Source organism: Streptomyces sp. NPDC054872, from assembly GCF_053610705.1.
Map to the genome: position 1 here is coordinate 1 of NZ_JBSGYY010000028.1, position 21,168 is coordinate 21,168.

Annotated in this window: 16 protein-coding genes; 6 read left to right on the plus strand and 10 right to left on the minus strand. The window is 72.3% G+C overall.

Going from position 1 to position 21,168, the window contains the following annotated elements:
- Positions 1-128: 128 nt before the first annotated feature.
- The 5 genes from ACWGIH_RS29020 to ACWGIH_RS29040 form a co-directional block, all read right to left on the minus strand.
- Positions 129-1,121 (minus strand): nucleoside triphosphate pyrophosphohydrolase, encoded by a 993-nt coding sequence (locus ACWGIH_RS29020; RefSeq protein WP_453447655.1) that lies wholly within the window; start codon positions 1,119-1,121, stop codon positions 129-131.
- Between the two features lie 45 nt (positions 1,122-1,166).
- The gene (locus ACWGIH_RS29025) at positions 1,167-1,832 is read right to left on the minus strand and encodes a SurA N-terminal domain-containing protein (RefSeq protein ID WP_453447656.1); all 666 of its coding nucleotides are present in this window, start codon (positions 1,830-1,832) and stop codon (positions 1,167-1,169) included.
- Between the two features lie 183 nt (positions 1,833-2,015).
- The gene (locus ACWGIH_RS29030; protein ID WP_453447658.1) at positions 2,016-3,587 is read right to left on the minus strand and encodes a protein kinase domain-containing protein; all 1,572 of its coding nucleotides are present in this window, start codon (positions 3,585-3,587) and stop codon (positions 2,016-2,018) included.
- A gap of 2 nt (positions 3,588-3,589) precedes the next feature.
- Positions 3,590-4,153, minus strand: a complete 564-nt coding sequence (locus ACWGIH_RS29035; RefSeq protein ID WP_453447659.1) for a hypothetical protein — start codon at positions 4,151-4,153, stop codon at positions 3,590-3,592.
- A gap of 195 nt (positions 4,154-4,348) precedes the next feature.
- Positions 4,349-6,472: an N-6 DNA methylase gene (locus tag ACWGIH_RS29040; RefSeq protein ID WP_453447661.1), complete on the minus strand. Its 2,124-nt coding sequence runs from the start codon at positions 6,470-6,472 to the stop codon at positions 4,349-4,351.
- A 205-nt stretch (positions 6,473-6,677) separates the two neighbouring features.
- On the opposite strand from ACWGIH_RS29040, the gene ACWGIH_RS29045 reads away from it, so the two are divergent.
- Entirely contained in the window at positions 6,678-7,448 is a 771-nt protein-coding gene (locus ACWGIH_RS29045) for a hypothetical protein (RefSeq protein WP_453447663.1), read from the plus strand.
- 37 nt (positions 7,449-7,485) lie between these two features.
- Here ACWGIH_RS29045 and ACWGIH_RS29050 read toward each other — a convergent pair whose 3' ends face one another.
- The 3 genes from ACWGIH_RS29050 to ACWGIH_RS29060 all read right to left on the minus strand — a co-directional run bounded on the left by ACWGIH_RS29050 (position 7,486) and on the right by ACWGIH_RS29060 (position 9,778).
- A complete protein-coding gene (locus ACWGIH_RS29050; protein ID WP_453447664.1) occupies positions 7,486-8,229 on the minus strand; it encodes an N-acetyltransferase in 744 nt (247 codons plus the stop codon).
- Between the two features lie 107 nt (positions 8,230-8,336).
- Positions 8,337-9,062: an HNH endonuclease family protein gene (locus ACWGIH_RS29055; RefSeq protein WP_453447666.1), complete on the minus strand. Its 726-nt coding sequence runs from the start codon at positions 9,060-9,062 to the stop codon at positions 8,337-8,339.
- Complete coding sequence (locus ACWGIH_RS29060; protein WP_453447667.1) at positions 9,059-9,778, minus strand: MOSC domain-containing protein; 720 nt, start codon at positions 9,776-9,778, stop codon at positions 9,059-9,061. The genes ACWGIH_RS29055 and ACWGIH_RS29060 overlap by 4 nt, the downstream gene beginning before the upstream one ends.
- A 180-nt stretch (positions 9,779-9,958) precedes the next feature.
- On the opposite strand from ACWGIH_RS29060, the gene ACWGIH_RS29065 reads away from it, so the two are divergent.
- Both ACWGIH_RS29065 and ACWGIH_RS29070 read left to right on the plus strand, forming a co-directional pair.
- Positions 9,959-10,381 carry a nuclear transport factor 2 family protein gene (locus tag ACWGIH_RS29065; protein WP_453447669.1) on the plus strand — a complete coding sequence of 141 codons (423 nt, stop codon included), beginning with the start codon at positions 9,959-9,961 and terminating at the stop codon, positions 10,379-10,381.
- A 194-nt stretch (positions 10,382-10,575) separates the two neighbouring features.
- Positions 10,576-11,298 carry a GNAT family N-acetyltransferase gene (locus ACWGIH_RS29070; protein WP_453447671.1) on the plus strand — a complete coding sequence of 241 codons (723 nt, stop codon included), beginning with the start codon at positions 10,576-10,578 and terminating at the stop codon, positions 11,296-11,298.
- A gap of 27 nt (positions 11,299-11,325) precedes the next feature.
- Here ACWGIH_RS29070 and ACWGIH_RS29075 read toward each other — a convergent pair whose 3' ends face one another.
- Complete coding sequence (locus ACWGIH_RS29075) at positions 11,326-11,955, minus strand: TetR/AcrR family transcriptional regulator (protein ID WP_453447673.1); 630 nt, start codon at positions 11,953-11,955, stop codon at positions 11,326-11,328.
- 156 nt (positions 11,956-12,111) lie between these two features.
- Between ACWGIH_RS29075 and ACWGIH_RS29080 the strand changes: the two genes are divergently transcribed.
- Positions 12,112-14,430 (plus strand): MMPL family transporter, encoded by a 2,319-nt coding sequence (locus ACWGIH_RS29080; RefSeq protein ID WP_453447675.1) that lies wholly within the window; start codon positions 12,112-12,114, stop codon positions 14,428-14,430.
- A 77-nt stretch (positions 14,431-14,507) separates the two neighbouring features.
- Here ACWGIH_RS29080 and ACWGIH_RS29085 read toward each other — a convergent pair whose 3' ends face one another.
- Entirely contained in the window at positions 14,508-15,578 is a 1,071-nt protein-coding gene (locus tag ACWGIH_RS29085) for a saccharopine dehydrogenase family protein (protein WP_453447677.1), read from the minus strand.
- A 585-nt stretch (positions 15,579-16,163) separates the two neighbouring features.
- Between ACWGIH_RS29085 and ACWGIH_RS29090 the strand changes: the two genes are divergently transcribed.
- Entirely contained in the window at positions 16,164-18,485 is a 2,322-nt protein-coding gene (locus ACWGIH_RS29090) for a hypothetical protein (RefSeq protein ID WP_453447679.1), read from the plus strand.
- Between the two features lie 96 nt (positions 18,486-18,581).
- Positions 18,582-21,125, plus strand: coding sequence for an aminotransferase class III-fold pyridoxal phosphate-dependent enzyme (locus ACWGIH_RS29095; protein WP_453447680.1), 2,544 nt, complete (start codon positions 18,582-18,584; stop codon positions 21,123-21,125).
- Positions 21,126-21,168: the final 43 nt, after the last annotated feature.

The following is a 21,168-nucleotide window of genomic DNA, read 5'->3' on the forward strand; positions in this document are numbered from 1 at the left end:
GGCTGACAGATGTCAGCCCGTCCGGCGATTGAGGACATCTTGTACGGGGGTCCAGGGGGCGGAGCCCCATGGTTTCGGGAAGGGGCGGGATGGGGGAAAGCCCCGCAGGGCCCGCTTGGGCCAGTGGCTCAGGCGCCGGGCGGGGTGGGATTCGCTTCCGCCGACAGGACCGCGTCCCGGTAAGCCCGAGCCGCTGCTCGCAGTGCCGCCTCCGGGTCCACACCCTCCGCCTCCGCGCGCAGCGCCAGCGCGAGGAGTTCGTAGCCGACTCCCTCGCCCGAGGGGAGGGTCACCTCAAGACCCGCTGTCCGCGCCCGTGAGGCCAGCTTGGCCGTGAGGGCCAGGCCCGGCTGGCCGAGGGGGATGCCCTCCGTGACCGATGACCGCTGCTTCTCCTCCGCCTTCGTGCGGAGCCAGTGCGCCTTGACGTCCTCGGGGGTGTCCGCGGAGTCGTCGCCGAAGACGTGCGGGTGGCGGTTGATCAGCTTCTCGACGATCGTGCCCGCCACGTCGTCCACGGAGAAGGGGGACTCCTCGTCGTCCTCGGCGATCCGCGCGTGGAAGACCACCTGGAGCAGGACGTCGCCCAGTTCCTCCCGCAGCTCCTCCCTGTCGCCCTCCTCGATCGCCTCGACCAGTTCGTACGCCTCCTCGATCGCGTACTTCGCCAGGCCCTCGTGCGTCTGCTGCGACGACCAGGGGCACTCGCCCCGGATCTGGTCCATGACCTGGACGAGGTCGAGGAGCCGGGCGCCCGGCAGGTCGTACGACGCCGGGAGCAGTTCAAGGTCGGGCATCGAGACGCGGCCCGAGCCCGCGAGCCTCGCGAGGCCGTCCGTCAGGGCGCTGTCGCCCTCGGCCGTGGCGACGACGAGGACCGTGCGGCCGCCGGTGCAGGCGTCCACCAGCTCCTGGGCCGTGGGCGACGTCTGCTCCACGCGCACGCCCGCCTCGCGCAGGTACGGCAGTTGGGGGTGCGTGGGGTCGGCGCACAGGACCTGGTCGGCCGCGTGCAGCGCCTGCCACGCGGGCCAGGAGAGCAGGCCGGGGGCCACGCGGTGGCTGGTGGTGAGGAGGATGACGCGGCCGGGGGCGTCGGCCGGGGGCGTGGTTGCGTTCACCCGTCGAACGTAACCCACGCCGCCTGCGGCCCCCGACTGACGTCCTTATGCCTGCTTGGGGCCCGCGGCACCGTCCCCGGACACCTCGCGCACCCACGGCGTCTTGCTGTCGGCGCGCTTGCTCTTCTCCACGTCCCACGTGCCGTAGCGCGGGTTCAGGTCCACGTCCAGCTTCTTGGAGGCCTTGGAGAGCTCCTTCCAGAAGATCGCCTGGCCCTCCGGGGCGTTCATGTCCACGCCCAGTTTCCTGGCGAGCTTCTGGGCCTCGATCTCCGTGCGGAGGCTGTTCTCCAGCTGGGACGGGGCGACGCTGTACTGCTGGAGCCAGCCCTGTTCGAGCTGCTTCTTGCCGCCCGCCTGCTCTTCGAGGCCCGCTCTCATCGTCTGGATGTCGCGGCGTGAGACGTCCACGCCGGCGTCGACGGCCGCGCGGTGCAGCACCTTGTCGAGGACCATCGTGTGCAGCGTGCTGCGGGTGAGGCCGCCCGACTTGGCGATGGCCTGCTCGTACTGCTGCTCGTCCGGGATCGCGGCGCGCTGCGCGGTGCGCACCTCGTTCACCCGGCCCTCCAGCTGCGAGACCGTGATCCGGTCGTTGCCCACGACGGCCGCGGCGCCCGGATGGGCTTCGGCGCCGCAGGCGGTCAGGAGGGGGGCCGCGGCGATGGCCGCGGTGGAGAGGGCGAGCGCGGTGCGACGGCGGCGGTGCAAGTGAGCCTCCCGGTCGAGAGATTGTGCATAAACCTGCGGCGCGCAAGCGCCTCCACCTGGGGTGGTGGTCGGGCGACGGGCGGGCGCACAAAGTCTTGCGGTGATCGATGTTAGGCAGTGGCCGGTCTCTCGGCCACCCATTCGACCAACGATTCGGGTGAAGTTGAGGCACCCCCGATCCCTCTAACCGCGCACTTGTCCGAGCCACTGCAACGTACGCCGGATCTCCGCCGGGAACGGATGGCCGACCCCGTGCATCCGCTCGGCGTCCATCAGCAGCCGTGCCAGCGTGTCGTGCGCCGCCGCCCGGTCGCCCAGGGCGAGGAGCAGGTGGCCGATGCGGCGGCGGATCTCCAGGGGGCGGTCGCGGTCGTCGGAGGCGTAGCGGTTCTCGTAATAGGGGAGGAGCGCGCGGTACTCCGCGAGGGCCGCCGCCGGTTCGCCCAGTTGCTCCAGGCACTGCGCCGCCTCGTAGCGGAACTGGAGGGAGTGCGGGTCGGCCTGGCCGGACTCGGCGGCGCGCTCGTCGGCGAGGCGGCGCAGTTCGGGCAGGGCGCGGCGGTACTGGCCGTCGTCCATGAGGGTGGCCGCGTACTGCTTGCGCAGGGAGCGGACCACCGGGGAGTGCTCGCCGTGCTTGGCGGCGGCCGCGGGCAGGATCGAGCCGAGGATGTCGACGGCCTGGGTGATGCGGCCCTCGCCGAGGAGCCGCTTGACCTCGTCGACCGCGTGCACCACGTCGGTGTGGCTGCCGGGGGTCCGGCGGTGGTCGGGCCGGTCGGGCTGGATGGCGGGGGCGGGCGCCGGTGTCGTCGCGCGGTCGGGCCACGGGGCGTGCGGGCGCAGGAAGGGGCGGGTGGGGTCGAGCGGCCCGCCGGTCGGTATGCCGCGCGCGGGGAGCAGCGGGGCCAGTTCCTCGTAGACCTCCTGGGCGCTGGCGTGCCGGTGCTGGGGGTCCTTGGCGAGGAGCCGGAGCACCAGGGCTTCGAGTGCCTCGGGGACCTCGGCGCGCAGGCGGCGGACGGGGAGCGGCGGTTCGTAGAGGTGGCGGTGCAGGACGCCGAGCGCGGTGGAGCCGGAGAACGGCACGTCGCCGCTGAGGAGTTCGTGGAGGAGCACACCCAGGGCGTAGAGGTCGGTGTACGGGCCGACCGCGCCGCCCATCGCCTGCTCGGGCGCCATGTACGCGGGGCTGCCGATGGGCGAACCGGTGTGCGTGAGGCGGGTGGTGTCGGTGTCCATGACCGAGGCGATGCCCAGGTCGAGGATGCTGATCGTGCCGTCCTGCTTGACCATCACGTTCCGCGGCTTGAGGTCGCGGTGCACGATCGGCACGGCGTGCACCGCGGAGAGCACGGCGCACACCTGCGCGGCGATCGCGACGGCCCACTGCCAGGGGTAGGGGTCGTGCTCGGCGAGGTGGTCGCCGAGGTCCGCCCCGTCGACGTACTGCATGACGAGGTAGAGGTCCTCGCCCTCCGTGCCCGCGTCGTGGACGGTGACGAGGCCCGGGTGGTCGACCTGTGCGGTGACGCGGCACTCGCGCACGAAGCGGCGGCGCAGCTCGTCGGCCTCGGCGCCCGCGACGCGGTCGGGGCGCAGGAGTTTGACCGCGACGCGGCGGTCGAGCCGCTGGTCGTACGCCGTCCAGACCTGGCCCATGCCGCCCTGGCCGATGAGCGTGGAGAGTTCGTAGCGCGCGGCGACGACGCGGCCGCCGCGACCGTCCGCCCCCAGTGGCGTCCCCGGTGACACGTTCAGTTGCCGCCTTCCTGCTTGCGCAGGTAGTCACTGAGCTCGTCGAGCTCGGCCTGCACTTGGTGGATGCGGGCCGGTGCGGGGCGCGTGGGCGGGGGCGGCGTCTGCTGGACCGGCGGCTGGTGCAGTTGGGTGGGCTGGAGGTGGACGGGGGCGGGTCCCTGCTGCTGCGGGTAGCCGTACGCGGGCTGCGGTCCCGCGTAGCCCGGGTACTGCTGCCGGTAGCGGCTGAAGTGCCTGATGTCCGCGAACAGGTAGTAGGCGACGGCGGCGAGCAGCGTGGTCAGGAGCACCACCATGCCCGCGTTGCCCGGCCCCTGGAACTCCTCGTCGCCCGGGTCGACGCCGACGAGCACGAGGGCCGTCACGTCGAGGGCGGTCACGAGACCGAAGAGCACCCAGTCGTACGACTTGCGGGTCACGATCGCAAGGCGCAGCATCGGCGCCCAGGCGAGCAGGCCGCAGGTCACGACGGCGAGGACCACGAACAGCACGCGCAGCGTCACGTGGGTGCCGCCGGAGTTCGGCGGCGGTTGCTGCGGCGCATAGCCGTGGCCGTGCATGGCTGCTCCTGATGCCTGATGCGGCCGTACGTTCCCGAGGGGGAACGCACGGCCGAGAAGTCGAAAGACGAACTGATGCTGATTCGAGCGTATAGGCCGACACGTGGAAGCGGTCCCGGGTTGTACCGAACCGTTGCCGTACTGGTCACGTCCCGATCGCGGCCCGCTCCCGCGCCCGGCCGGAACCCGGTCGACTCACTCCGGCGGAAGCGTGCCGTCCGTCAGTCCGTCGTGCAGACCCCGCACCAACTGCTCGCCCAGCCTGCCCGCGAGACGCAGGGCGTCCTCGAAGGCGGCGAGCCGGCGGAACCGCTCGCCGTAGCCGCGTTGCCCTTCCAGCGGCAGGCGCGGCAGCCGCAGCCTTCGGACGTCGAGCCGGGCCGCGGTGGACGCGTAGCTGCTCGCCTGGCGGTTGTTGGCGGTGCCGCGCAGGAAGCCGGCGAGGAACCACGGGTCGAGGGCGGCCGGATCGGGGCGCAGGAGGGTGAGCCCGCGGCCGAGTGCGGCGCCCGCGGTGGTCTCGTCGATGACGCGGGCCGCGGTGCCACCGCCGGAGACGGGGATGACGACGTCTCCGGGGCGGGTCACCACGCAGTCGGCCGTCTCGTCCAGGGCACTCTCCTGTGCCGGATCGGCCGACGGGTCGAGGGTGCCGGAGGGTTCCGTCCCGGCCAGCACGTCGTGCTCGGTGAGGACGCGCGTGACGCCGGGGGCGGCAGCCCCGGATCCCGTCGCCGTACACAGCGACAGGGCGCCCGCGCGGGCCAGTTCACCCACGGTGGTCACCGGCCGGTGCTCCGCCTCCCTCGGCTTCGCGGGCGGCGGCATGAGGTCCCCCGTGCGCCGCACGGCTTCCCCGAGCCGCTCGCGGACGGCCGCAAGCTCCTCGGCCCCGCCGCCCGCGGCCGGAGGCGGCAGACGGCGGGCGGGGGCCAGGTCGACCTCGTCGTCGAGGAGTTCGAGCACCGGCACGCAGCGGGCGAGCCCCGGCCGCTCGTCGACCGTGCCGTGCCGTTCGAAGCTCCGCCAGACATCGACCACGGCGTCCTGCACCGGACGCCACGCCTGCCGGTCCCTTCCGTCGGCGGCGCAGAGCCCCGCAGTCTCGACGAGGAGCAGCTCGGGCGGGGTCGTCGCGCCGGGAACCGGCCTCTTCAGGACCCAGACGTGCAGCGGGATGTTGTACGGGGGCGCGGCGCCCGCGGGCAGGGCGATCACGGCACGCAGGGCGCCGCGGCGAAGGAGGTCGGCGCGCACCCGGCGTCCGGAGCGGCGGGACGCGGCGGCGGGCGGCATAAGGAGGACGGCGGTGCCGCCGTCCCGGAGCCGGGCCAACGCGTGCTGGACCCAGGCGAGTTCGGACTCCGTACGGGCCGGGAAGCCGTACTCCCAGCGGGGGTCGTAGGCGAGTTCGTCGTGCCCCCAGTTGCGTTCGTTGAACGGGGGGTGGCAGAGCACGGCGTCGGCCCGCTGCTCGCCGAAGGCGTCCGCGCGCAGGGTGTCGGCGGCCGCGGCGCGCACGATGGCGTCGGAGTGCAGGGCGAGGCGCAGCGCGGTGAGGGCGGCGAGTTCGGGGGCGCTGTCCTGGCCGTAGAGGCGCTGGTCAGGGCGGGGGGCGACGGCGCGCAGCAGGGCTCCGGTCCCGCAGGCGGGGTCGAGCACGGTCGGGGCGGTGCCCGCGAGCGCGGCCATCAGGTCGGCCGGCCCGGCCGGGGTGAGCGTGTACTGCCGGGGGTTGGCGTCGACGTAGCGCCCGATCAGGAATTCGTACGTCTGCCGGGCCCCCAGTTCGGAGGCGAGCTCGGCGGCGCCGCGCAGCAGCGGGACGGAGGGCAGGAGTTGATCCGCGTCCGGGACGCGCACCGCCGCCCGCGACGGGCCGGCTCCGGCGGCCCGGGGCTTTCCGAACCGCGGAACGACGACCTGTTCGAGGGCTGCTGGCAGCAGTCGTGCCATCCGCTCGTCCGACACCGCGCTCACCTTGAGCCAGTCCGGGTGGCGGTCGTGGACCAGGAGCAGGGCGCAGCCCGCGTGGAGGAGTGCGGTGACGGGGCCGGCGGGGTGACCCGCGAGGTGCTGCCAGACGCGTTCCTTCAGCGGCACCTCGCCGAGCGCGCCCAGCTTGCCCTGGGCGCGCAGCCACTCCTCGATCTCGGCGAGCGCGAAGGAGGGGCTGGTCTCGGTGCCTCCGACGGGCTTGGGGAAGTCGGGGTGGCGGCGGCGCCAGTTGCTGACGGCCGCCCGGCCGACACCGGCGAGCCGGGCGATCCCGGCGGCGGTCACCTCTGTCGCGTTGTCCCGCGCCGACTTGTCCCCCACCGACTGGCTCCCCTCGGTCCCGCTGACCTCGCCGCACAGGTGCCCCGGCGTGGCGCTGTGGCGCCGAGCATACCCATCGGGTGCGGCACCTCCGCATTCACGCGCGTTAACCAACTGTCCATGTGAACTCGTGTTGACTCGGTTCACAACCTCTGCTGAGATGTCGCCAGCACCGCACGTTCCAAGTTCCCGTGGGGGGATCTTCATGCGACGTACCACTCTTGCCGCTGCCTGCCTGGCCACCGCCGCGGCCGTCGGCCTGACGGCCTGCGGCACCGAGACAGGCGGCTCCAAGAAGAGCGAGGGGAAGGTGAAGGAGGCCAAGAAGGAAGCCGGTCCCTTCCCCGGCATGTCCGGGCCCGACATCGTCGACAAGGCCGTGAAGGCGACGACCGACACCTCGTCCCTCAAGGTGAAGGGCAGCGTCCCCGACGAGACCGGCACCATCGAGCTGGACATGGCCTTCGACACCAAGGGGCAGTGCGCGGGCACCATGGCGATGGGCGGGGAGGGCTCCCTCGACCTGATCACGACCGCGCGCACGGTCTACATGAAGTACGACGCGGACTTCCTGCGCGCCCAGGGCAAGGGCGAGCCCGCGGCCGACACCAAGGCCGCCGTGGACATGCTCGCGGACCGGTGGGTGAAGACCTCCGCAACCGGCGCCGACGCGAAGGACCTCGCCTCGTTCTGCGACCTGGACGTGCTGCTCGCCGAGTTCAAGGACGTCAACTCCGCCGCGCGCAGGGGAAAGACGACCACGGTCGACGGCACCCCCGCCCTCACGCTCACCGAGAGCGACGGCGCCGACCGGTACACCCTCTACGTCGCGACGGAGGGCAAGCCGTACCTGCTGAAGGTCGTGAACGAGACGGCCAAGACGCCGGAGAGCCTGGCGTTCAGCGAATTCGACAAGCCGGTCGACGCGCAGCCGCCCACCGGCGACGTCATGGACATCGACAAGCTCGCGGGCTGACCCTCCCGTCCGGCGTCGACCGGGGTGCGGCCCGGGCTCACAGCACGTGCCGCACCCACACGTTCGGCTCCACGTACACCGCGTAGCCGCGCTCCGGCTCGCAGAGCACCGGCACCAGCGCGCCCGGCACCTCGACGGGGCCGGCGGTGTCGAACGGCAGCCCGGTCCACGCCCGCCACTGCGCGAGGGAACCGGACACCGTCATCGACGCGTGCGCCACCTTCTCGATGGTGCCGCCCGCCCGCACGTGCACCCGCAGCCACGGGTCGGCGGGCAGCCCGTCGTCCCGCTCGCGGACCGCGTACGCGTCGATCAGCGCGGCCGGTTCGAGGTGTTTGGCGTTCGGGCGGACCGGGGCGACGACCTCCGCGAAGCCACGCGCGCGTGCGTTCTCGCGCATCGCCGCGAGCATCCGCCCGGAAAGACCCTGCCCGAGGAACTTCGTGGCCACGGTGATCTCGATCGCGCTCACCCTGTCCGGCTTCCTGCCGTGCCGCAGGTCCGAGAACGCCCAGAGCATGACCTGGTCCCAGCCGCCGTCCGGCAGCTCCCGGCGCCCGTCGGCGTCCAGCGCGAACGGCACGCTGAACGCCTTGGCCGCGACCGTGCCCCGCTCGTCCGTGGCCACCAGGACGTACTCGGGGAAGTCCTTGACGATCCGCCCGATCATCGACCACGCGATGGGGTCGTTCCCGATGAACTCCGGCCAGGTGTCGTCCATCGCCCAGAGCGGCCCGGCGAGTTCGGGCCGCTCGGCCAGCGTCGTGATCTTCAGGTCCATGCCGCGGACGCTAGCGGGCACGGGCCCGCCTGTTAAGTCGTTTTCCGTCGTACGAGTAAGTGGTTCTCCGTCGTACGGATCAGTGGTTCTCCGTCGCACGGAACCGCTCAGCGCGCGTGGAACCGTCCGGGCGCGGCCGTCGACCCTTCACCCGCCGGCAGTTTCTCTCGCGGACAGCCCGACAACACCCGCTTCATCGCGTCCCGTTCGGCGCCCGTCACCCACACCTCGTACTTCTTCTTGACCGCCACCTGCCGCGCCACGTAGGCGCACCGGTAGCCCTTGTCCGGCGGGAGCCACGTGGCCGTGTCGCCGTCGCCCTTGCCGCGGTTGGGGCCCGCGTCGACCGCCAGGAGGTTGAGCGGATCGTTGGCGAACGCGATGCGCTTGCTCGGCTCCCACGTGCCCGCGCCCTTCTGCCAGGCGTCCGAGAGGGCCACGAGGTGGTCGATGTCGACCTGGCTGCGGCCCCGCACGAACGTGACGTCCTTGCCGGTGTACGGGTCGGGCGAGAGCTCGCCGGAGACCACTTCGCAGTCCCCGTCGCGGTACTTCACGTCCTCCAGGTCGCGCTTGAGTATGTCGTCGCGGGTGCCGCAGCCGTTGGAGTCCGTGTCGGCCCAGGGGCTGCCGAACCGGTCCCGGTCGTAACCGGTCCTGGGGGCGCGGCCCTTGACGGTGAGCGTGTCCACCGCGGCGAGCGCGGGGCCCGCCTCGGTGCCGAGCCCCGAAGAGCCGTCGGCCTTCTCCTGCGGGGTGCAACCGGTGACGGTTCCGGTGACGACGAGCGCGAGCAGCAGCGCGACCTGAACTCCCTTTCCAGGAGCGCTCATCGGACGGTCACCCCCGCCCCGAGTGCGAGCGTGCCGGGCGTCACGACGTCCGCGTACACGCCGATGCGCATGCCGCGCGAGGCGGTGAGTGTCTTGAGGATGCGGTGGTCGGCCGGGAGGCCGGGCTGGGCCTGGGTGGTCATGACGCAGCGCTCGACGCGCTCGACGACGCGCAGGCGCAGGCCGCCGTCGAAGGCGATCTCGCGTCCCACCCAGTCCTCCTCGGTCCACGGCTCCTCGGTCGCGACCACGATGTTCTTGCGCAGCCTGCGTACGTCGACGGGGTCGGGGTCGCCGAGCAGCTCGCCGAGCGCGCGCAGCGACGCGGTGCCGACGAGGGAGACGGCGCCCGCGTCCTGATGGCGCACCTCGCCCTCGCGCGCCAACTCGATTCCCGCTCCGAAGAGTTCACCGATGCGTGGATCGCCGGGCCGCAGGGTCTCGCCGTCCGGGGTGGTGACGACGGGGTCGCCGCCGTCACCCTCGTACACGGCGGCGTACTCCAGCATCCCGGGCGTGCGCCGGAACCGGCGGCTGTTCTTGCCGCTCCCCAGCTTCCCGTCGTCGTGCCGCAGGGCCCACAGCCGGTCACCGGCCACACCCCGCTCGTCGAGGACGATCCGCTCGCGCTCCTCCCCCAGCATCGACTTCACCGGAAAACAGACGAGCCCCACAACAGCCCCAAGCCCCACGGCACTTCCCCTCCCCTGGCCCACGCGCTCTCGTTTCTCTGGCCGCCACCGTACCGAGTGACTGGTTTAGACCATAACGTCCCCGCCGGGCGGCGAGGCGGGAGTGGCACCGCGGGGCGGCATTACCTCCGGCGTAATCGACCCCTCCGCGGCCGCGCGGAAATATGGGCCCTACCCGCAGGGCAGCCGACCGAGGAGCAGCAGATGACCGTCACACCCTCCACCGAAGACGCCACCCGCGCCGCCGTGCAGGCCTTCCTCCAGTGCAGGCTGACGGGTGACGCCGAGGGGCTTGCCGCGCTCTTCGCCGACGAGGTCGACTGGATGCTCGCCGAGAACCCGGGCGTGCCGTGGATCCGGCCGCGGTCCACCGCCGCCGAGTGCGCCGCCCAGTCCGCGGAACTCGCCGCGCACACGGTGCCGGAGAAGGCCGGTGCCACGGTCGACACCCTGCTGGTCGACGGCGCCGATGCCGTGATCTTCGGCCACCTGTGGGGCACCGTGCGCGACACCGGCAAGTCCTTCGATGGCCCCTTCGCGCTGCGCCTGACCGTCGAGGACGGCCGGGTCACCCGGCACCACCTCTACGAGAACAGCCGCTCGATCGCCGACGCCTGCGCCCCCTGAGCGAGCGACCTTGCCCCCGGTGAGCGACCTCGCCGCCCCCGTCGCACGTCGAGCTGCGGCGCGTTCCCCCGTACGGCCGAAATCGGTTCACATGACTTGGTCAAACGAACAAGTGCCGTCTACCGTCACAACAGGGAGCCAATAGACCCCCACCAGGACATGGGCAGCCAGAGCTGCGGAAACAGGTGGTCAACGTGCGGAACACCCGAAGCGCCCAGAGCGCCCACGCCGAGAGCCCCGGGACGTCCCCGGCCCCCGCGGTCACGGTGCGCCCCGCCGTCCCCGCCGATCTCGACTTCGCGGTCTGGGCCATGGAGACCGCCGCCACGTCCCACCTGGACCGCTGCTGCTGGGAGCCGCTCCTCGGCGAGCGCACCGAGGTGACCCGGAAGATCCTGCGTGCCCTCGCGCTCTCGCCCCGCACCCACTGGTGTCATCTGTCCCGCTTCTGGATCGCGGAGACGGCGGGCGACGCGGGCCCACGCCCCGTGGGAGCGCTCACCGCCTATGACCCCGCGACCGACGGGCACGCCGCGATCGGCGAGCAGTGCGCCGCCCTCGCCGCGGCCGCCGACTGGCCCGGCACGGCCGCCTTCGAGGACGTGTACGAGCGCCGGCGGATCTTCCAGTCCTGTCTGCCCGCGGACTACGCCGGCGCCTGGGGGATCGAGAACGTCGCCGTCGTCCCCGAGTTCCGGGGCACCGGCGTGGTGCAGGCCCTGCTCGACCAGGCCCTGGAGCTGGGCCGCGAGCAGGGCTACGCCTGCGCGCAGGTTCTCTGCCTCAACGGCAACACGCGGGCCCAGCACACGTGGGAGCGCGCCGGGTTCGAGGTGCGCGCCGACTACCGGGGGCGGGAGTTCGATGCGCTGATGGGCGCGCCCGGACTCAAGCTCCTGGTGCGGGATTACGCGTAGGGGCCGCTGCTGCTGGTCGCGCGGGCCCTACTTGGCGCGTGTGAGGTTCAGCGTCGCCTCCAGGAGGCGCTCCAGGTCGGCCGCGGAATCGGCGTCGGCCGCCGGGTCCCCCTTGCCGTCCCCCATCACCAGGTGCCGCAGCGAGAGACCGTCGAAGCCCTGGAGGAAGAAGCGGGCGACGACGAGGGGTTCGGCCGCGTGGGCGTCGTCCGTCAGGGCGAGGACACCCGCGATGAGCTCCGCCGCCGTCTCCTCCAGGTCGCGCTGGTGGCGGCGGAGCAGCTCGTGCAGGTCGGGGTTGCGCACGGCGTACGTGGTGAGCTCGATGAACAGCCGGAAGCGTCCCGGTTGTTCGCGCAGCGCCTGCCACAGCGCCTCGGCCATCCGCCGCATGGCCCGCTCGAAGTCGGCGGGCCCCTGCTCCTCGTCGGGGGCGGCGCCGCGCACCAACTCGACCAGCTCGACGGTCATCTGCTCGATGACCGCGCGGTAGAGGTCGCGCTTGGTGCCGAAGGTGTAGTGCACCGTCGCCTGCGCCACGCCCAGCTCGGCGGCGATGGCGCGGGTGGATCCGGCGTCGACTCCCTCGCGGGCCATCAGCTCGATGGCGGCTTGGACGAGTTGCGGACGCCGTTCGGCGGCGGGGATGTGAGCCATGGCCCCAGAGTATCGGCGGAAGCGACTCAATCAGTCGACCCTGACGTACGACTTCGTCACTCGACTTTGTCAGGTGACCAAGTTGCGCGTATGGTGGTCGGCGTAGGCAGGCGAAGGGGCTGTTCTCCCGGCCCCGCGCCACGTACGCACCCCGCGATGGAGGCACCTCCCATGGCCCTGCTCCTCTACCGACTGGCCGGGCTCTGCTATCGGCGCCGACATGCCGTGGTGGCCGTCTGGCTCGTGCTGCTGCTGGCGGTCGGCGGACTCGCGGCGGCGTTCTCCGGCAAGACCACCGACGAGTTCAAGGTCCCCGGCACCGAGGCGCAGACCACCATCGACCGCATCTCGGACCGCCTTCCCGAGTACGCCAACGCCTCGGCGCAGGTCGTCTTCGCCGCCCCCGACGGCGAGTCGCTCACCACGCCCGAGCGGCGCCAGGCGGTCTCGGCCGCGGCGGCGGCCATCGGCAAGGCGGACGGCGTCGCCCAGGTCATCGAGCCGTTCTCCGCGCAGGCGGTGTCGAAGGACGGGCGGATCGCCCTCACGCAGGTGGTGTTCGACACCCGGCTGCACGACCTCGGCGACGGACCGCGCGACGCGGTGCGCGAGGCCACCGAGAACGCCGAGAAGGCCGGTGTCCAGGTCGAGTTCGGGGGCGACGCCTACACGCCGACGGTGACCGTGGAGGGCGGCGAGGCCATCGGCGTCGGCGTCGCGGTGCTCGTCCTGCTCATCACCTTCGGCTCGATGCTCGCCGCCGGTCTTCCGCTGCTCAGCGCCCTGATCGGCGTGGGCCTCGGGATGGCGGGTCTGCTCGCGCTGACCGGCTCGTACGACATCATCTCCACCGCGCCGGTCCTCGCCCTGATGATCGGCATGGCGGTCGGCATCGACTACGCGCTGTTCATCGTCTCCCGTCACCGGCAGAACCTCGCCGAGGGAATGGAGCCCCGGGAGGCGGCGTCCCGGGCGGGCGGCACGGCGGGCAGCGCCGTGGTCTTCGCCGGGGCGACCGTGGTGGTGGCGCTCGCCGGGCTCGCGGTGGCCGGGGTGCCGTTCCTGACCGTGATGGGCCTGTCGGCGGCCGGGGCCGTGATCATCGCCATGCTCGTCGCCGTCACGCTGCTGCCCGCCCTCTTCGGGTACGCGGGCCGCTCGGTCGACCGGCTGCGCCTGCCGGGGCTCGGCGGGGGCAGGAGGAAGAGCGAGACGAAGCCGGGCAGCGGTACGCCCTCGGCGGGCGAGCGCTGGGTGCGCGGCGTCGCGCGCCGGCCCGTCCTCGTGCTCATCGCCTGCCTGGTCGGCATCGGCGCGGTGGCCATCCCCGCGAAGGACCTGCGCCTCGGGCTCCCCGGCAACGGCTCGTACCCCGGGAGCACCTCGGCACGCCAGGCGTACGACCTGGTCAGCGAGGGGTTCGGGCAGGGCTTCAACGGGCCGCTCATCGCGGTCGCGGAAGCCGAGGGAAGCACCCCTCTCTCCGAGGGCGGGGTCAAGCAACTCGCCCAGAAGCTCGGCCAGTTGCCGGGGGTCGCCACACCGCTGCCGCCCTCCGTCGACAAGACCGGTCAGCTCGCCGCGATCCCCGTGATCCCCAAGGGCGGCCCTGATGCGCGGGCCACCGAGGATCTGGTCGCGGACATCAGGGACGAGGGTGAGCGCGCGGCGGCGGACGCCGGGATGAAGCTCACGGTCACCGGTACCACCGCGGCCAACATCGACGTGTCGAAGAAGCTGAGCGATGCCCTGCCGCCGTTCCTCGCGGTGATCGTCGGTATCTCGCTCATCCTGCTCGCGCTGGCGTTCCGCTCACTGCTTGTCCCGCTCAAGGCCGTCGTCGGCTTCCTGCTGAGCATCGCGGGGTCCGCCGGTGCGGTGGTGGCGGTCTACCAGTGGGGCTGGCTCTCGGACTTCATCGCCGTGCCGAAGGTCGGGCCGGTGGTGAGCTTCCTGCCGATCCTGCTGATCGGGGTGCTCTTCGGTCTTGCCATGGACTACGAGCTGTTCCTCGTGTCCCGCATGAAGGAGGAGAGTTCGCGCGGGGCCGCCCCGAAGGACGCGGTGATCGCCGGGTTCCGGGACGGCTCGCGGGTCGTGGTGGCCGCCGCGCTGATCATGATCTCGGTCTTCGCCGGGTTCGTCATCGGCCACGACCCGATCGTGCAGCCGATCGGATTCGCGCTCGCCGTCGGCGTGTTCATCGACGCCTTCGTGGTGCGGATGACGCTGGTGCCCGCCGTCATGATCCTGCTGGGGAAGGCCGCCTGGTGGTTCCCGCGCTTCCTGGAGCGGACCGTGCCGCACGTGGACATGGAGGGCGAGCGGCTCTCCGCGCAGCTGGCGGGCGACGCGCAGGCCGGGGCGAAGCAGGACACCGCGGCCGCCGGGGAAGCCGGCGACAGCGACCTGGTGGACAGCCACGCGGGCGGCACCGACCGCTCTCCCGCAGATCGGCGTGGGGCCGGCAAGTGACCCGTCCCCACCCACCGCGTCCGGTTCCGGGCAACTCCCATCCCCCGTCGCCCCGGAACCGGTCGGGCTTGGGCCGGCTACGCGCCCGCGTCGCCGGCCCAAGCCGTGAGGCCGTGCGCGGCCAGTGCCTCGGGCACCCCCGCGAGGCCCGCCGCCTCCTCGATGTGCTGGACGCCGGTGGGCACTTCACCCGCGTACACCCGCGCCGCGACCTCCGCGGCGGTGAGCCCGGTGAAGCGGGACTGCGACGCGGCGGTCAGGGCCCGCGTCGCCCGGCGCCCGCCCCGGTGCGCGTCGACCCGCACCGCGAACCGGTCGCCGCCCAGATGGATCCGGGTCAGCGAGGCGGTGAGCAGCCCGTCGAGCCGGGCCCGGCGCGCGGCACGGAAGACGCCCGCCCGGCGCAGCCCGAACAGCAGGGCGGTGAGCGCGCCGGAGTCGAGGCCGAGCCGGGTGGTGACGTGCGGGACGCCGAGGGTGCGGCGCAGGGTGTGCTGGTCGGAGAAGGGGAACGGATGGTGGGCGCGCTCCCGGCCCGGCGGCCAGGTCGCGACGCGCAGCGGACGCGCCCCGTCCGGACTCCCGTCCATGAGCTGGGCGACGGTCCAGCGCACCGCGTCCTTGCCGTGGGCCTCGCCCGCCCCGAGTACGACGGAGATGTCGAGGCGCTCCGCACCGCCGATGGCCTCGGCCGCCCGGCGGGCCAGCAGATTGGTCAGGCCGGGGGCGACTCCCACGCTGAGCACGGCGGTCGCGTCGTGCCCGCGGGCGAGCGCGTCGTGCCGCTCGACCTCGGTGATCAGCGAATGCGTCGCGGTGACGTCGACCAGACCGATCCCCCGCTCGAAGAGAATCCGCGCGGGGTGCGCGGCCGGGGTGCGGGGCTCCACGGAGAGCACCACGAGGGAGACCCCCTCCAGCGCCTGTTCCAGTGAGGCCGGGTCGGCGAGGTCGACGCGCGCGGGGAGCAGGGTGCCGCCGCTGCCGGCGGCGAGTTCGACGGCGCGGGCCCGGTCACGACCGGCGACGATCACCCGGCCCGGCAGCCGCCCCGCCAGGTCGAGTGCGGTGACGCGGCCCACGGCACCGTAACCGCCGAGCACCAGGATATTCCCGTCCCGCTTCTTCGATCTCGTTAAATTCTGCATGACCCAATAAAATCAATTGGACCGGCGCCGAAGCAAGCGAAGACATCAATTCCGGGTTACCGGACACCGAACAGATTTCAACTTCCCGACACCTACGGGTATTACGTGACCCGCATCACGCGACGCGTCCATTGATCTGCTTGACCCGAACAAGTTCGCTCCTGAATGATGACACTTGAACCAGAAAGCCGGGCAACGACGCCCGGCCACGTTCGACAACGGGGGCCCCACATGTGTCATTTCATCGACGAGTCGTAGGCCAACGACCGACCACGTCGGGCAGCGACTTCTCCAATTCCCTCAGGGTGTCTGCATAAGTGCAGGTCAAGCAGGTGCTTGGCCTAGTTTGCGATGCCTTGATCCCAGGCTGCACGCCTTCTTCACGATACCCTCGCACGAGGTCTTCGCGAGTGCGACCGAAGGCCTTTGCGATGCCCTTTTCCGTTTACCCGCATGGGAGCAGCAAAGGTGTCATCGAGCTCATCAACAGAATCGCCAGACCAATTAAGCAACCGCTTTTTCGTCCTCTCCATCAGTAAAAGAGCGGACTTCCACGAGCGGATCTCCACCGGCTTGCACGACCTTATGGAAGAGTCCGTCGACCCCTCCATAAGCACCTCGGTATACCGTGCGACCCTGGCCAGATCCCGACGTTTCCTTGACCGTGCCGTACCCGGTCTCGACATACGGATCGTCACCGCGGACAGCACTGCGGGCGCCGCCCGCGCTGTCCGGGAATCGCCCCTCGGGGCCGCGCTCTCGCTGGTCCTGATCGACGCCGACGGGGCGGGTCTGAGCGCCGATCCCTTCGACCACTCGCTCCCCGAGGCCCTCGGGGAACTGGCCGACGCACTGCCCGAGCCGCTGCGCGCCACGCTCTCCGCGCACAGCACCTACGTCTACGGGACCGGCGCGTCGCCCGAGAGCCTCGCCGCCGCCCAGGTCGCCCGGCCCTATGTACTGCGCGCGCTGCCCGCCGACGCCTGGGTCCTCGCGGCCGACGTCATCTGCGCGTTCACCGACCACGTGCAGCTGCGGCACACCGGTTCCGCCCTGCGCGCGGCCACCAAGAAGGGCCCCTCCGCTCTCGCCGCCGCACTGCACGACTTCCTCGGCCGGCAGCCCCGCGCCGAGGGCGACGGGCCCTGGGGCCTGCACTACTACACGGGCTCCGTGGTCTCCGGCACCATCTCCGACCTGGACCGTCTGGCCGGCGCCACCGGCAACCCGGTCCTTCGCGGACCGAGCGAACACAGCCTGGCCAGCGGGGCGTTGGCGCGCTGGCAGCTGGACCGGGCGCCGTTCGTCATCGTCGTGACCAGCGGCATGGTCGACGAGTTCCGCGGCACCCTGGCCAATCTGCGCGACGCCCGCGCCCGGGGCTTCGTCATCTGCGCCGACACCCCGCCCGACGCGTGGTTCCCCTTCCAGGGGACGGTGCACGCGGCCGAGGACTCCCGTGCGGTGCTGGCCGCCAAGGGCATCCCGTACGTCTATCTCGACGACCCGGAACGCATCGCGGACGACCTCGCCGAGGCGTACGCCGCCTACCACGCGCACCGCGGCCCGGTCTTCCTGCTCGCCACGCCCGCCGTGCTCGACGCGACGGGCACCGCCGCCGAACTGAACCGGCCAGAAGCCGTCGAGCCGCCCGTGACCGCCGCCCTCCAGGTCCAGGAGAGCGACCTCGAACCGGTGCTCCGCATCGTCAACTCCGAGCCCAGCAGGCTTCTTTGGCAGTGCGGATCGCTGGACGCGGAGGAGTCCTGGCTGGTCCACGACATCGCGTCGCGGGCGGGCGTCGGCCTCGCCGACTCCCTCACCCGGCCCGGCAGCGTGGGCCGCCACCGCGACGGGTCCGTGGTCGAGGAGTATCTGGGCACCCTCGGCCTGTACGCCTTCTCCTCACGCGTCCACGCCTATCTGCACGAGGACGGCAGGCTGCGCCCACGCGGCGAACAGGCCCTGTTCTTCCTCAAGAGCCGCCTGGGCGAGGCCGCCACGCCCTTCTCGCCCCGCACGCTCGGCCGCCAGCTGCGCATCGTCCAGGTCAGCGACGAGAAGGCCCACCTCGCGCCGTACGCCGACCACCCCGTGCACGCCGACGCACGCGCCTTCCTCAAGGCCGTACGCGAGGGACTCGACGTCACGCCGGGCGTCCTCGACGTACGCAAGGAGGCCATCGCACGCACCCGCGACAGCGCCTCCGACGTGATCCACGGGCTTCCCGTGCTCCCGATGAGCGCCAACTACTTCTTCCAGCACCTTCGCACCGTGCTGGAAGAACTGATCACCCGGCACGGCTACACCTACACGGGCGTCTTCGACGTGGGGCGCGGCGGCATCTCCGCCGTCCGCAACCTGCCGCGCACCGGGCCCGGCTTCTCCGGCTGGTACGGCAGGGCGCTGATGGGCGACGCGCTGCAGGCCGTGCCCACCGTCGCCCTGACCCGCGACGACAACGTCCTCGCGTTCATCGGTGACGGCGCCGCATCCCTCGTACCGGACATCACACCGACGCTCGTGCAGCAATCCGCGCTCTACGGACGGCCGTTGCGGCAGAACGTCACCGTCTTCCGTCTCGTCGACGGCGGCCACTCCGTCATCCGCACCTACCACGAGGGCCGCACCGGCGCCGAGGCCAGCCGCCAGACCCAGGTGCTCTCCCTCCTCGAGCCGGAGTGGACCCGCCGCTACGGCGACCTCACCGTCCGGCACCGGCACATCACCGACGCGGCCCGGACCGATCTGCGCGGCCTGCTCCAGCAGCGCGCCGCCATCACCTTCGCCTCGGTCCTGCTCTCCCACAACAACGAGGGCGACGGCCTGAGCCTGCTCTCCTCGCTCGGCTGGCAGCGCGACGAGCTGCCCGAGCTGACCTTCGCCATGGCACGAGCGGCCCGCTGAGGGCAGGTCACGACCGCAGGTCTGCTGGCCCGCAGCTCCTCAGCTCCTCAGCTCCTCAGACGTCTCCTGACACTCACGAATCGGAGTCATCTCCCCATGCCGGCCACCTTCGGCTTCCTCGCGCACCCCATCAGTTCCGGCCACCGCAACCAGGTCCGCGCCCTCGACCTGCTCGGCCGCCTCTTCGACGACCACCGCGGCACACCCGAGCCGCCCGGCACCCGCCGCCACCACGTGCCCGTGCCGCTCCTCACCTCCGTGACCTCCGCCACCGGCGCCACCGCGACCGGCGAGGTCCGCCATCTCCCCTACACCGCACAGCAGTTGTTGGCCCGCCCGACCACCGCACGGGACCTCGTCGTCGCCGAGGTCAGCGCGTTGCGCGAGGAGGCGGGCGCGCAGCTCGTCGGCCTCGGCGGCGCCACCTCCATCGTCGGCGACCGCGGCCTGTGGACCGCCGAACAGGTCGGCGTCCCCGTCACCAGCGGCAACTCCCTGACCGTGTACGCCGCCCACGCCGAAATCGTGCACGTCGTACGGCTGTTGGGGCTCAGCCCGGAGAGCACCCGGATCGCCGTCGTCGGCTACCCCGGTTCCATCGGACTGGCCATCGCGAAGCTGCTGCTCGGCGACGGCCACCCGCTCGACCTGGTGGCCCGCATCGGCACCCAGTCGCCCGAGCGTCTCCTGCGCCACCTGGACCCGGTCCACCACGACCGGGTGCGGATCGTCGGGGACGTCGCACGGTGCACCGCCGACACCCTCCTCTACGTCACCGCTTCCTCGGTCGGCGGCCTGGTCGACCCCGCCGCGCTGCGACCCGGTTCGATCGTGGTCGACGTGGCGCTGCCCCGCGACGTGGCCGAGCCGCCCGCGCCGGACAGCGACGTCCTGGTCATCGACGGCGGCCTGGTCAGCGCGTCGGACGAGGTCCAGGTCGGCGACGGTGCACTGCCCGCACCCGCGCAGCAGCTCAACGGCTGCCTCGCGGAGACCATCGTGCTCGCCCTCGAAGGCCGCGCCGAGTCCTTCTCCCTCGGCCGCGAGCTGAACCTGGAGCGGGTGCGCACCATCGGCGCCCTCGCCGCCCGGCACGGCTTCAGCCCGGTCCCGCTCGCCTCCTTCGGGCGCACCGTCCACGACGACGACGTGGAACGCCTGGCCCGGCACCACCGCCCCGCCCGTTCGGCGTCCCCGGCACCCACGCCCGACACGACCGCCGAGACGCCGCGCCGCTTCGAGCAGCACGTCAACCCGCCCATGGCGCGCCTCTTCGCCGCCCACGGACTCGACCGGGTCTTCACCGGCGGCAACGGCGCCACCCTGACGACCGCCGACGGCACCGACTACCTCGACTTCATCGCCGGGTACGGCTGCCTCAACCTCGGCCACAACCACCCCGAAGTCACCGGCAGGCTGCGGCAGTTCCTCGACGCGTCCGCGCCGACCTTCGTGCAGTACGTGTCCATGCCCACGCACTCCGCCGAGCTCGCCGAGCGGCTCAGCGCCGTCTCCCCCGGCCGCCTGGAGCGGGTCTTCTTCAGCAACTCCGGCACGGAGGCCGTCGAGGCGGCGCTCAAACTGGCGCGGGCCGGCACCGGCCGCAGCCGCCTCGTCTACACGGAGAACAGCTACCACGGCAAGACGCTCGGCGCGCTCTCCGTCACCGGCCGAGCGGGCCACCGCGCCCCCTTCGGCCCGCTGCTCCCCGAGACCGCCGAGGTGCCCTACGGGGATCTCGAAGCCCTGGAGCGGGCCATCGAGGGCGCGGCGGGATTCATCGTCGAGCCGGTGCAGGGCGAGGGCGGTGTCGTGCTGCCGCCGCCCGGTTACCTGCGCGCCGCACGGGAGTTGTGCCGCAAGGCCGGGGCCGCGTTCATCCTCGACGAGATCCAGACGGGCCTCGGACGCACCGGGGCGCTGTTCGCCGCCGACCACGACGACCTCCAGCCGGACATCCTGTGCCTGGCCAAGTCGCTCTCCGGCGGCCTCGTCCCGATCGGCGCGACACTGTGCGCCGCCGACCTGTGGGACGCCGCGTACGGCACCACCAACCGCTCCATGCTGCACTCCTCGACGTTCGGCGGCGGCAACTTCGCGGCGGCGGCCGGGCTCGCCACCCTCGACGTCCTGACCGGCGACGACCTGCCCGCCCATGCCCGCAAGGTCGGCGAGCACCTGCGCGGCAGGCTGCGCGAGGTGACCGCCCCGTACGGCTTCGTCAAGGACGTGCGCGGCGTCGGCATGATGACCGCCATCGAGTTCGACGGTGACTTCTCCGGCGCCGTGCGGGCGCTCGCCGACGAGGCGCTCACCCGCTTCCCCGGCGACCTGCACACCCTGGTGGACTGGCTGCCCGACGAGCTGCGCAGCGCCCTGTCGGGCGTGGGCCGTGCCGTGGAGTCGACGCTCGGCGACCTGATGTGCCTGCGGTTCGTCGGCACCCTGGCCCGCGACCACAAGATGCTGACCTTCGTCACCGCCAACCGCACCGGCGTCATGCGTATCCAGCCGCCGCTCGTCCTGGACACGGCACAGGCCGACCGCTTCGTCGACGCGTTCGCCGAGGTGTGCCAGGGCCTCGCGCTCCACGCCGACCTGGGCGCCTACCGGCAGCCCGCCGTGTCGCCCGCTTCCTGAACCCCGCTTCCTGAACCCCGCTCGGTACACACCTTCTTGGACC